This is a genomic window from Cognatilysobacter lacus (genome assembly GCF_008274655.1).
In the GTDB taxonomy this organism is placed as follows: domain Bacteria; phylum Pseudomonadota; class Gammaproteobacteria; order Xanthomonadales; family Xanthomonadaceae; genus Cognatilysobacter; species Cognatilysobacter lacus.
In genome coordinates, this window is the sequence record NZ_VTRV01000101.1 from 1 (window position 1) to 9,725 (window position 9,725).

The window sequence follows — 9,725 nt, forward strand, 5'->3', positions numbered from 1 at the left end:
GCTCTCCGACGACGGAAACACGGCGCAGTTCCCGTATTTCGTCGACCAGTACGGCAATCGTGCGCAGACCAGGCCGCGCGGGCCGCAACGTGCTCGACATCGGCATGGCGCCCACGCCGGTGGTGTACTTCGGCGCGTTCCAGCTGCGCGCGGGTTCGTGCGTGTCGGTCACCGGCAGCCACAACCCGCCCGACTACAACGGCTTCAAGGTGGTGGTGGGCGGCGAGACGCTGTCGGGTGATGCGATCACCGACCTCTACTCGCGCATCGCCGACGACCGCCTGCACACCGCGCCGACGCCCGGCAACGTCGAGCAGCACGACATCGCCGAAGACTACGTGCAGCGCATCGCGTCGGACATCCAGATCGACCGGCCGCTCAAGGTCGTGGTCGATTCGGGCAACGGCGTGGCCGGTGAGATCGGCCCGCGCGTGCTGGAGGCGATCGGCGCCGAGGTCATCCCGCTGTTCTGCGACATCGACGGCACGTTCCCCAACCACCATCCGGACCCGAGCGAGCCGCACAACCTCGTCGACCTGATCCAGATGGTCGAGCGCATGGACGCCGACTTCGGCGTCGCCTTCGACGGCGACGGCGACCGCCTCGGCGTGGTCACGCGCACTGGCGACAACATCTATCCCGACCGCCTGCTGATGCTGTTCGCGGCGGACGTGCTCGAGCGCAACCCCGGCGCGGTGATCCTGTTCGACGTGAAGTGCACCGGCCGACTACCGGGCCACATCCTGCGCCACGGCGGCAGCCCGCTGATGTGGAAGACGGGGCACTCGCTGATCAAGGCCAAGATGCGCGAGACCGACGCCGAACTGGCCGGCGAGATGAGCGGCCACTTCTTCTTCAAGGAGCGCTGGTACGGCTTCGACGACGGCATCTACGCCGCCGCGCGCCTGCTCGAGATCCTCGCGGCCAGCCCCCGCACGCCGACCGAAACGCTCAACGCGTTGCCCAACGGCGTGTCGACGCCGGAGATCAAGGTCGACGCGCCCAACGGCAATCCGCACGCGTTCGTCGAGCGTTTCCAGGCCGAGGCCAAGTTCGAGGGCGCGCGACTTTCGACCATCGACGGCCTGCGCGTGGATTACGCCGACGGCTGGGGGCTGGTGCGGGCGTCCAATACGACGCCGGTGCTGGTCATGCGTTTCGACGCCGACTCCAGCGAGGCGCTACAGCGCATCCAGAACGCATTCCGCGAGCAGATCGCGGCGATCCAGCCCGACCTGGTCCTGCCCTTTTGAGCTCTCCGATGGCGTGGCTGGCGACGAAGTACCTGATCACCGCGGCGCTCGTCGTGGTGATCTCGGAGGTCGCCAAGCGCAGTGATCGCCTGGGCGGATTCATCGCTGCGTTGCCGCTCGTGACGGTGCTCACGCTGGTGTGGCTGCAGCTGGAAAAACAGCCGCAGGCGAAGCTGGCCAACCACGCCTGGTACACGTTCTGGTACGTGCTGCCGACGCTGCCGATGTTCCTTGCGTTCCCGTGGCTGCTGGCGCGGCTCGGGTTCTGGCCGACACTCGCGGCCTCGGCGCTGCTCACCGTCGGCTGCTTCGCGCTGACCGCGTGGGCGGTTCGCCCGTTCGGAATCGTGCTGCTGCCCTAAGGCCTCAGCGCTGTGCGCGGATCGCCATCAACAGGCATCCGACGAGCGCCAGCATGCAGGCCGCGGCCCATGTCGACGCGGCACGCGGCGTGCGCCACCAGATCGCGAGCGGCAGCGCAGCCAGCGCGAAGTAGAGCCCGCCCATCCACATCGCTGGCGTGCCGTCGAGCACCACGGCGGGGCCGGGCCGTCGGGAGTTGTGGCCGGCGAAGTGCTGGGTCATCAGCGTCATCGCGCCGAGCGCCCCGAGCGCCAACGACATCAGCGTGGCGACGATCCGCGCCGGCCGCGGGTCGCGCGAAGCCGTGGGCTGGATGTCCAAGCGGATCAGCCCGCGGGCGTCGGCATCGGGGCGAGCGCGCCGGTCGATCCGGACGCCGGCCGCGGTTTCAGTTCGCGGTACCGGGCCACGGCCTCCTGCATCTGCGCCTGGATGTTCGCGGACTCGCGCTGCAGCGTCGCCAGTGCGGCCTGCTGCGCCAGGAGCTGGCCATGCTGGCCGCGGATCTCGCCCGCCAGCGTCTTGGGCACCGGCTTGCTGTTGAGTTCGACATCGCCGGCCCGGCGCAGCAGCGCGACCAGGCTCTGGCGCAGGCCATCGATTCCCATGCGTGCGGTCTTCATCGCATCGCGATTGAGCGACACGCGCGCATCGAAGGCGCGACGCAGGTCGTCCTCGGTCGGGAACGTTTCGACCATCGCCATCAGCCGGCGTTGCTCGGCTTCGGCGGCGGCCGCGGCGTCGGCCTGCGCCTTGGCTTGTGCGTCGGCGGCGGCGCGCTCCTCAGGCGTGAGCGCGCGGCCCACCACTGCGGTCGCCATGCCGCTCTTGGTGTTGAATTCGGTACGCGCCGAATTGGCGGCGCTGGCGGGCAGGGCATCGCCGCACACCTTGTGGCCGGCCTCGTTCCAGCAATAGAGCTTCTTCTTGGGTGCTTCCTGCGCGTGAATCGCGCTGGCGAGCCCGAGGACGGCGAAGGCGGTGATGAGTTTGCGGGTCATGGCAGGCCGTTCGGCGGAAGCGTCGGGAGGAGGCGAAGCAACTTTCGCGCCAGCCGCGGTCAGTCGCAACCGTAGGCGGCGCGATACGCCAATAGCCCCGCCCGCTGGGCGTCCAGCGCCCCGCCGGCGGTGAAGTCGAGCAGATCCGCGAGCCGGGCCACGGCGATGACGGGCAGGCCCTGCTCGTCCGTGACAGTTTGTGCCGCCGAGCGTCGCGACACGCCAGGGTCGACGGCTTCCTGCCGATCGAGCGCGATCACGATGCCCGCGGGCACGCCGCCGGCTCCGCGGATCAGCCCGAGCGCCTCGCGGATCGCGGTGCCCGCGGTGATCACGTCGTCGACGATCAGCACGCGCCGGCCGTCGAGCGGCGCGCCGATCAGCATGCCGCCCTCGCCGTGGGCCTTGGCCTCCTTGCGGTTGAACGCGACGGGATAGTCGCGGCCGCGGCGCGCGAACTCGCACGCGAGCGCGGTCGCGAGGGGGATGCCCTTGTAGGCAGGCCCGAACAACACGTCGAACGCCACGCCCGCGGTATCCAGTGCGTCCGCATAGCAGCCTGCGAGTTCGGCGATGGACGCCCCGGAGTCGAAACGCCCCGCATTGAAGAAGTACGGGCTGGTGCGCCCCGACTTCAGCGTGAACTCGCCGAAGCGCAGCGCCTCGACGCGCAGGGCGAGCTGGAGGAAACGTGCGCGGTGGTCGGTCATGCGTCGAAAACCCTGCGACGTGGGACCGGCATCGTAAAGCAGCCAGCCGTTACCCTTGGCGCCCGACGTCGCCCGCCCGCGACACCCCACCCCACGAGTACCCCGATGCGCGTCATCAGTTTCAACGCGAACGGCTGGCGTTCGGCCGCCAGGAAAGGCTTCATCGACTGGTTCCACGAGCGCGATGCAGACGTGCTGTGCGTGCAGGAAACCAAGGCGCAGGAGCACCAGTTGCGCGTGCCCGAATTGCTGCCCGACGGCTACCACGCGCATTTCCGCGACGCGAGCACGAAGAAGGGCTACAGCGGCGTGGCGATCTACTCGCGCCGCGAGCCCGACGAGGTGCGCACCGGCCTGGGCTGGAACGAGTTCGACGAGGAAGGCCGCTACATCGAGGCGCGCTTCGGCGATCTTTCGGTCGTGTCCGTGTACGTGCCCTCCGGCAGCAGCGGCGAACTGCGGCAGGGCTTCAAGGTGTCGGTGATGGACTGGTTCGCGCCGATCCTGCGCGAATGGCTGCAGAGCGGTCGCCAGTACATCGTGTGCGGCGACTGGAACATCGTGCGCTCGCGTCGCGACATCACCAACTGGGCGTCGAACCAGAAGCAGACGGGCTGCCTGCCGCACGAACGCGCCTGGCTCAATGCGCTGATCGCCGACGAGCACGGCGACGGCTCGCCCTGCGCCGACGGGCACGGTTGGCACGACAGCTTCCGCGTGGCGCGGCCCGATGAATGCGCCGAGTACACCTGGTGGAGCAATCGGGGACAGGCCCGCGCGAAGAACGTAGGCTGGCGCATCGATTACCAGCTCGTGACGCCCAACCTGCGCGATGCCATCCGGCACTGCGAGTCGCCTCGCGAGCCCCGCTTCTCCGACCACGGCCCCTACATCGTCGACTATGACCTCTGACAACGTACGCCTGCCGAACGACCCCGCGACGGCCGATATTCCGCCGCCACCCGCGAAGAAGGTATCCGTCTGGCAGGCGTTCACCCAGCCGGCCGCGTGGACGATGTTCTTCTTCGGCTTCAGCTCGGGCCTGCCGTTCCTGCTCGTCGCCGGCACGCTGGCGTACTGGCTCAAGGAGAACGGCATCGTGCTCAAGGAGATCACGGTGATCGCCAGCGCGGGCATGACCTATGCGCTGAAGTTCCTGTGGGCGCCGTTGCTCGACCAGACGCAGGTGCCCGGTTTTCGCAGGCTGGGATTGCGTCGGGGCTGGCTGTTGCTGGCGCAGGTCGCGGTCGTCGCCGGCCTGCTGGTCATGGCAATGTTCACGCCGTCGCAGCTGATGCCGTTCGTGGTCGCAACCGTGTTCGTGGCCTTCGCCGGCGCGACGCAGGACATCGCCGTCGACGCATACCGCATCGAGATCGCGCCGCCCGCCGCGCAGGGCGCGCTGGTCGCGACGTACTCCCTGGGGTACCGCATCGCGCTGATTGTCACCGGCGCGCTCGCGCTGGCGATGGCCGATCACATGCCGTGGGCCACCGTGTACCTGTGCATGGCCGCGCTCATGCTGCTGCCGATCGGCGCCAACCTGATGTCGCGCGAGCCGGAGTCGTACCGCGAATCGCCGGCGACGTGGCGCGAGGCGATGCGAATCGGCGTGATCGATCCGTTCGTCGATTTCTTCCGCCGCTACGGTGCGCAGACCGCGCTGCTGACACTGCTCTTCATCCTGCTGTTCAAGGTGCCGGAGCAGGCGCTGGTGGGCGGCATCATGAGCCCGTTCTACCTGTCGATGGGCTTTGCCAAGACGCAGATCGGCGCGATCACCAAGCTCTACGGCACATGGGTCGGCATCGCGGGCGTGTTCGCGGGTGGCATGGCGATCGCGCGCTGGGGCGTGCGGCTGCCGCTGCTGTTGTCGATCGTGGTCTGCGCCAGCTGCAACCTGCTCTACGTCTGGCTGACGCGGCATCACGGCGATCTGGGCGCGCTCACGCTGGTGATCTCGGCCGAGAACTTCTCGCTGGGCTTCCTCGGTACGGCGGCGGTCGCGTTCCTGTCTTCGCTGGTGAACCGCCAGCACACCGCCACGCAGTACGCGCTGCTCAGCTCGATGGTCAACCTGCCCGGCAAGGTGCTCGGCGTGTTCGCCGGCCGCATCGTCGAAGCCACCAACTACTCGACCTACTTCATCATCGCGACGATCGCCGTGCTGCCGGCGACGCTGCTGTTCCTGTACCTGTGGCCGCGCTTCAGGTCGGCGGACGCGGGCGCCGCGAAAGCCGCTCAGGCCGGATAGATCGCACCCAGCACGCGCGGCCCGCGCGCGCCGGTGACCGCGGCGACGTTGCCCGGCAGGCCCGCGAGTGTCTGGCGCGCCAGCCACGCGAACGCCATGGCTTCGACGAAGTCGGCATCGAGCCCGTGCACATCCGTGGGTTCGACGATGCAGCCGGGCAGCCGCGCCGCGATGCGTGCGATCAGCTGTGAATTCCGTACGCCGCCGCCACAGGTCAGCAGGCGCGTCGTCGTGGGTTGATGGGCGTGCAGCGCGTCGGCGATCGTCGCCGCACTGAGTTCGAGCAGCGTCGCCTGCACGTCCGCCGGTGTCGCGGCGCCTTCCAGTCGCGCTTCGACCCAGTCGAGATGGAACTGCTCGCGGCCGCTGCTTTTCGGCGGTGGCAACGCGAACCACGGATCGCTGCGCAGGCGCGCCAGCAACGCGTCGTCGACGCGCCCGGTCGCGGCGAACATGCCGTCGCGATCGAACGCCTCGCCGCGATGGCGCAGGCACCACGCATCGAGCAGCGCATTCGCGGGCCCGGTATCGAAGCCGCGCACGTCGCCGCTGCGCGGCAACAGCGTGAAGTTGCCGATGCCGCCGAGATTCAACACCGCGCGGTCTTCCGCATCCGAATGCAGCATCGCCGCGTGGAACGCCGGCACCAGCGGCGCGCCCTGGCCTCCCGCGGCGACATCGCGACGGCGGAAATCCGCCACGGTGGTGATGCCGCACCGTTCGGCAATGATGTTGGCGTCGCCGATCTGCCAGCTGAAGGGATGGACGCCGTCGGAGGCCGCGCCCGCGGGGCGATGGCGCACGGTCTGACCGTGCGAGCCGACCGCGACCACGCCCGTGGCGTCGACCCCCGCTTCTGCGAGCAACACCTGCGTGGCGGCTGCAAAGGCCTCGCCCACCTGCGCGTCGAGCGTGCCCAGTTCATCGAGCCCACGTGCATCGCCGCCCTGCCCGAGTGCGACGAGCCGCGCGCGCAACGCCGGATCCCACGGCACGACCACGCCGTGCACCAGCCGGCAGCCGGTATCGGATACGTCCGCCCCAAAGCGAACGAGCGCCGCGTCAATGCCGTCGGCGCTCGTTCCCGAGATCAGGCCGACGAAGAGTCCGTCGGCCGGCAGCGATGTCGTCATGTCAGGAGCGACGGCCCGGCTTCTCGGTCCGGGCGGGCGCCTTGGCCACGCGCGTATCGGCATCGTCACCCGAGTAGATGACGTGCTCGACCTCGCGGATGCGCGCCAGGGCCGTGCGCGTCTGCGAGTGGAACGCGGTGAACTCGGCGCCACTGAGCGGCTCCGGCGGCGGCATGGTCACCGACAACGGATTGCGCTGCGCGCCGTTGACCTTGAATTCGTAATGCAGGTGCGGGCCGGTCGCCAAGCCCGACGCGCCCACGTAGCCGATCACCGTGCCCTGCGCGATGCGCTGGCCGACGTGCTCGCTGCCGAAGGCCGACATGTGGCCGTACAGCGTCGAGTAGCCGCGGCCGTGGTCGAGTTCGACCACGCGACCGTAACCGCCCTTCCAGCCGACAAAGGCGACGCGCGCGTCGCCGGCCGCCATGATCGGCGTACCGATGCCGGCGGCATAGTCCACGCCCTTGTGCATCCGCATGCGGCCCAGCACCGGATGGAACCGGTTGCCGAAGCCCGACGTCAGTCGCGCATACGGAATCGGCATGCGGATGAAGGTGCGCTTGAGCGAACGGCCGTCGGCGGTGAAGTATTCCGGCTTGCCGCCGCGGTCGAAGCGGAACGCCGAATGCAGCGTGTCGCCCGTGCTGAACGTTGCCGCGAGCACCGGCCCGGTGTTGACCAGTTCGCCGTCGCGCCAGGTCTGTTCGACGACGACGCTGAAGCGGTCGTCGGCGCCGACGTCGTCGTTGAAGTCGATGTCGTACTTGAACATGTCGTCGGTGAGCGTATTTACGTGCGCGCTCGTCAGGCCGAGCTTGCGCGCCGACGCGTACAGCGAATTGCCGACCTTGCCGCTGATCACGACGGTGCGCGTCTCGGTCGGGCTGGCCTGCACGTGCTCGTGCACCTTGCCGCCGTCGAAGGTGAGTTCGACGCGGTGGCTCTCGTCCTGGTCGAAGCGGAACGCGCGCAGGTCGCCGCCGACCGGCAGGTCGAACGCGAGCTGCGTGCCCGGCTTCATGGCGTGCAGCAGCTGGTCCTTCACCGAGGGCTGCGCGAGCAGCATCTCGCGGGTGGCCTGCGCGATGCCCATGTCCTTCATGATCGAAGCGAGCGTCTGGCCGCGCTTGACCTGCACCATCTGCCAGCTGTCGCCCCGCGCCTGCGTGAGTTTCAGCGGCGGCAGCGCGAGTGCCATCGAGTGCCGCGGCGCCAGCACGTCGCCGCGCGTGGCGACCGGCCGATCGAAGCCCGGGACGATCGCGGCCGCCAGCATCGCCGCCGTGGCGAAAAGGCTCGCATGCGCCCACTGCCGCCGCGACCAGCGACCGTTGAACCCGGTGCCCTCATGCGCGACAACCTGGCGATGCAGGGTCTTCTCGCGAAGAGCGTCAAGGCGCGCGCGCCGTGCCGAAGCGGTGTCTGTCATGCTGCTGATCCCCCGGATGGCCGTGTAGGCCCCGTCACGACCGTAAAATAGACACGCGAGCGGTGTGCGTCAAACCATTGATGTGAATGGATTTTTTCGTCAACGCCCGTTTTACGTCCAATTAACTTTTGACCGCTCCTTCACGGGACCGGGGTCGCAGATCGCGGCCTATCGTGAGATTTCCAAATGTCGATCCAGGACACGTTCGACCTCATCACGCGCGGCGCGGATGAAGTCCTCAAGCCCGATGAGCTCGCCCAGCGGCTGCAGGGCGGACGACCGCTACGCGTCAAGGCGGGCTTCGATCCCACCGCGCCCGACCTGCACCTGGGCCACACGGTGCTGCTCAACAAGATGCGGCAGTTCCAGGATCTCGGCCATCAGGTGATCTTCCTGATCGGCGACTTCACCGGAATGATCGGCGACCCGACCGGCAAGAACGTCACGCGCAAACCCCTGACGCGCGAGGACGTGCGCGCGAACGCCGAGACCTACGCCGAGCAGGTGTTCAAGGTGCTCGACCGCGAGCGCACCGAGGTGCGATTCAACTCCGAGTGGTTCGGCAGGATGTCGGCCGCCGACATGATCCGGCTCGCCGGGCAGCACACCGTCGCCCGCATGCTCGAGCGCGACGACTTTGCCAAGCGCTATGCCGCGCACCAGTCGATCGCCATCCACGAATTCCTGTATCCGCTGGTGCAGGGCTACGACTCGGTCGCGCTCGAGGCGGATGTCGAGCTCGGCGGCACCGACCAGAAGTTCAACCTGCTGATGGGCCGCGGCCTTCAGGAGCACTTCGGCCAGAAGCCTCAGGTGGTGCTGACCATGCCGCTGCTCGAGGGGTTCGACGGCGTCAACAAGATGAGCAAGTCGCTCGGGAACTACATCGGCATCGACGAACCGGCGATCGACATCGTCACCAAGACGATGAAGATCGACGACGCGCTGATGTGGCGGTGGATCGAGCTGCTGAGCTTCGAGATCTCGATCGCCGACACCCGGCGGCTGATGGACGAGATAGATGCGGGAGCGCTCAACCCCCGTGATCTCAAGATGCGCCTCGCCCGGGAGCTGGCAGCTCGCTTCCATGGCTCAGGGGCTGCCGAGCAGGCAGTCGCGGGCTGGAACGCGGCGGTGCGCGGCGAAGGCGACATCTCGCAACTGCCGCTGACGGACGTGCGGGTTCCGGCGGAGGGGCTTCGGATCGCAGCCCTACTCACGGCGGCGGGCCTGACGCCCAGCAATTCCGAAGCCAACCGCAAACTCAAGGAGCGCGCGGTGCGGGTCGACGGGGACGTCTGCGAGGACGCCTCCCGCCAGTTCGCGCCCGGCTACGAAGGCGTCATCGCCGTTGGCAAGCGCAGCTTCGCCCGTATCCGGCTCGTGGTCTGAACTTTTCAATCGCGGCGATCACAGGGCTTCACAGGGACGACTCTGCGCGTCATAATCGTCGACCCTGCTGACCAGGGGTCGCCACACGGCGACCAACCGAACCAGTCGGGCAGCAAAATTTCCGCTCACGAGGTGTTGACAGTGATCGGAAATGCCCTAAAATGGGCGGCTCACTTGGACGAACTGA

The 9,725-nt window shown here is 68.3% G+C and carries 10 protein-coding genes; 5 read left to right on the forward strand and 5 right to left on the reverse strand.

Annotation, left to right across the window (positions count from 1 at the left end; genetic code table 11):
- Positions 1-1,253: phosphomannomutase/phosphoglucomutase (locus tag FW784_RS09605; protein ID WP_149353129.1), on the forward strand; the 1,253-nt coding region annotated here is incomplete at its 5' end.
- Positions 1,254-1,261: 8 nt separating this feature from the next.
- Entirely contained in the window at positions 1,262-1,615 is a 354-nt protein-coding gene (locus FW784_RS09610) for a DUF3147 family protein (protein WP_149353130.1), read from the forward strand.
- Between the two features lie 4 nt (positions 1,616-1,619).
- Here FW784_RS09610 and FW784_RS09615 read toward each other — a convergent pair whose 3' ends face one another.
- From FW784_RS09615 to pyrE, 3 genes are read right to left on the reverse strand one after another with little or no spacing between them, the layout of a single operon-like run.
- Positions 1,620-1,937 (reverse strand): hypothetical protein, encoded by a 318-nt coding sequence (locus tag FW784_RS09615; RefSeq protein WP_149353131.1) that lies wholly within the window; start codon positions 1,935-1,937, stop codon positions 1,620-1,622.
- A 5-nt stretch (positions 1,938-1,942) separates the two neighbouring features.
- On the reverse strand, positions 1,943-2,617 hold the full coding sequence (locus tag FW784_RS09620) for a hypothetical protein (protein WP_149353132.1): 675 nt from the start codon (positions 2,615-2,617) through the stop codon (positions 1,943-1,945).
- A 59-nt stretch (positions 2,618-2,676) separates the two neighbouring features.
- Positions 2,677-3,327 carry an orotate phosphoribosyltransferase gene (pyrE, locus tag FW784_RS09625; protein WP_149353133.1) on the reverse strand — a complete coding sequence of 217 codons (651 nt, stop codon included), beginning with the start codon at positions 3,325-3,327 and terminating at the stop codon, positions 2,677-2,679.
- A 105-nt stretch (positions 3,328-3,432) separates the two neighbouring features.
- Here pyrE and FW784_RS09630 point away from each other — a divergent pair, with 105 nt between their 5' ends.
- Positions 3,433-4,239 (forward strand): exodeoxyribonuclease III, encoded by an 807-nt coding sequence (locus tag FW784_RS09630; protein WP_149353134.1) that lies wholly within the window; start codon positions 3,433-3,435, stop codon positions 4,237-4,239.
- Positions 4,229-5,581, forward strand: coding sequence for an AmpG family muropeptide MFS transporter (locus tag FW784_RS09635; RefSeq protein WP_425481625.1), 1,353 nt, complete (start codon positions 4,229-4,231; stop codon positions 5,579-5,581). Before FW784_RS09630 ends, FW784_RS09635 begins: the two co-directional genes overlap by 11 nt.
- Here FW784_RS09635 and FW784_RS09640 read toward each other — a convergent pair.
- Entirely contained in the window at positions 5,569-6,714 is a 1,146-nt protein-coding gene (locus FW784_RS09640) for an anhydro-N-acetylmuramic acid kinase (protein WP_149353135.1), read from the reverse strand. The genes FW784_RS09635 and FW784_RS09640 overlap by 13 nt on opposite strands.
- A 1-nt stretch (position 6,715) precedes the next feature.
- Positions 6,716-8,146 carry a M23 family metallopeptidase gene (locus FW784_RS09645; protein WP_149353136.1) on the reverse strand — a complete coding sequence of 477 codons (1,431 nt, stop codon included), beginning with the start codon at positions 8,144-8,146 and terminating at the stop codon, positions 6,716-6,718.
- Between the two features lie 186 nt (positions 8,147-8,332).
- Between FW784_RS09645 and tyrS the strand changes: the two genes are divergently transcribed.
- Positions 8,333-9,538, forward strand: coding sequence for a tyrosine--tRNA ligase (gene tyrS / locus FW784_RS09650; protein ID WP_149353137.1), 1,206 nt, complete (start codon positions 8,333-8,335; stop codon positions 9,536-9,538).
- Positions 9,539-9,725: the final 187 nt, after the last annotated feature.